The sequence below is a fragment of the Thermodesulfovibrionales bacterium genome, from assembly GCA_035622735.1.
In the GTDB taxonomy this organism is placed as follows: Bacteria; Nitrospirota; Thermodesulfovibrionia; order Thermodesulfovibrionales; family UBA9159; genus DASPUT01.
This window is the reverse complement of record DASPUT010000241.1, coordinates 1-2,072: the sequence shown is the minus strand read 5'-3', so window position 1 is coordinate 2,072 and position 2,072 is coordinate 1. Positions and strand designations below refer to the sequence as shown.

The 2,072-nt window shown below is 55.0% G+C and carries 3 protein-coding genes; all 3 read right to left on the bottom strand.

Features of this window, described 5'->3' with window-relative positions; all coding sequences use genetic code 11:
* A partial coding sequence (locus VEI96_12515) for a branched-chain amino acid ABC transporter permease (GenBank protein HXX58818.1) occupies positions 1 to 415 on the bottom strand: 415 nt, incomplete at its 3' end.
* An 87-nt stretch (positions 416 to 502) separates the two neighbouring features.
* Entirely contained in the window at positions 503 to 1,693 is a 1,191-nt protein-coding gene (locus VEI96_12510; GenBank protein HXX58817.1) for an ABC transporter substrate-binding protein, read from the bottom strand.
* Between the two features lie 65 nt (positions 1,694 to 1,758).
* Positions 1,759 to 2,072: 4Fe-4S dicluster domain-containing protein (locus tag VEI96_12505; GenBank protein HXX58816.1), on the bottom strand; the 314-nt coding region annotated here is incomplete at its 5' end.

The window sequence follows — 2,072 nt, the reverse complement described above, 5'->3', positions numbered from 1 at the left end:
TGAGATACCAGGCCTTCGTCGCATAGCCCACCGGCGTCGAACGATAATCAGAGGTAAAGAATATCGTCGCGAGATTCGCCAGGACCATGCCGACACCCACAGTCAGGATGACCTGGTTTTCGGGCAGAATCGAATCGACCTTCAGAACAGGGTTGATGAGGAACTTCTGGATCGCGATGCCGAGGAAAAAGAGGAGGGGCGTCGCGATAAAGACTGACAGGTAAGGGTCGATATGGAAGAGCACAAACATCCAGTAAGCGACATACATCGCCACCATCATGAGCTCACCATGGGCGAGGTTGATGATCTTCATCACACCCATGATGAGGGTCATTCCGAGCCCTATGAGCGCGTAGAGACCGCCCATGAGGAACCCCTGAATGAGCGTCTGGAGGAAAACCTCTAACTTAACCACTCGTCTTTCCCAATGTACCGCTGTGTCAAAATATCAGGGGGCCGGAGACTAGGCGTACCAGATCCCTCATGCCTTGCTACGCTAAAGCTATCTCCGTTCCCGCCACGTCGGGATCGGGTAGATGTACTTCTTGCTCGCAAGCTGTTCGGGCCAGATCGTCTCGAATTGCCCCTTCTGAACCTGAATCGCAAGGGTCGGCATGAAGTTCTGGTTCTGGTACCCTTCCTTATTTTCGAACTTGATCGGACCGAACGCGGTCATCATGTCCGTTGTCTTGAGGGCATCGCGAATCTTGTCGGGGGTCCAGTCCTTCGCCTTCTCGATCGCATTTTTCACCACGAAGAGTGCGGAATACGCCGATGCCCCGTGGTAAGAGGGAAAGGCTCCATATTTTGCCTTGTATTTGTCCGCATAGGCCCTGGCACCGGGGTACTTGAGGTCCTCAGTCCAGAGCGTGGCACTGACCACGTAGTCCGCGGCGTCCTTAGCGTTCTCGATGAATTCAGGGATGGCAAACCCGGCCGCCCCGCCGGCAAAGAGTTTCGCGTCGAGACGCAACTCCTTGATCTGCTTCATGAGCAGGGAAGCATCCATAACGTAAGAGATCATATAGATCACGTCCGGCTGCGCTGCCTTGATCTTCGTGAGGAGAGGCTTGAAATCGACGGAGCCGGCCTCGTATTTCTCTTTTAGCAGCACCTTCATCCCCAGTTTCTCCGCATCCTTCTCCATCGCCTCCGCCCCCGAGGTCCCGAACGCGGAGCTCTCGTAGAGAATCGCGACCGTCTTGGGCTTAACGACGTCCTTCATGAATGAAACGAGGCCGTCGGCGTAATGGGAATTGACATCGTTCTGACGGAAGACATACTTGTAATTCTGCTGGGTGATGTTGTCATCTGCACTCGCTACGATGAGGTAAGGAGTCTTTCTCTCCTCGGCGACCGCTGCCGCTGCCTTCGCGCAGGCCGATGTGTATTCCCCAACGATAATCGGCTGTTTCTTGACATCGATGAGCTTTTCTACAATGGCCCTTGCCGTCTCCGGCTTTCCGCCGGAGTCTTCAAAGGACAAGGCGATCTTCTTCTTTTTGATGCCCCCCTTCGCATTGATCTCTTCCGCGGCCATCTCATAGGACCGTTTCATCATCTCTCCGAATTTCGCCTGCTTCCCCGTGAGCGGCAGCGGGATAACCAAATCAAAGGTATCCGCCGCAAAGAGGTTTGGAGCAACGAGACCGACAAGAAAAAAGAGAACCAAGCCGAGCGAAAGACCTTTCATGTCATCCTCCTTGTACGTTCATTCCTTCTCATTACAGATTATAGCAAGGACCAAAGCACGCGTTGTCACCGGGAGAACGGCCCGGCCAGGGGACCCTTCCCTCCTTCGCCTCTCACCTGAGCCTTGACGAATTCCCTGTTCAGTTTCGCGATGAACTGCACTTTAATCCCTTTCGGGCAGGCCGCCTGGCATTCGTAATGGTTGCTGCAGTTGCCGAAGCCCTCCTGAAGCATCGTTTCGGTCATGACGCAGACCCTCCGCGCCGCCTCGATGCGTCCCTGCGGAAGCGCGGCGAGATGCGCAACCTTCGCCGCCGTAAAGAGCATTGCCGATCCATTGGGACAGGCTGCGATACAAGCCCCGCAACCGATGCACTCGG

What these genes read in the sequence shown, in the direction of transcription:
- VEI96_12510 (HXX58817.1), bottom strand. Translation starts at nt 1,693, where the DNA reads ATGAAAGGTCTTTCGCTCGGCTTGGTTCTCTTTTTTCTTGTCGGTCTC.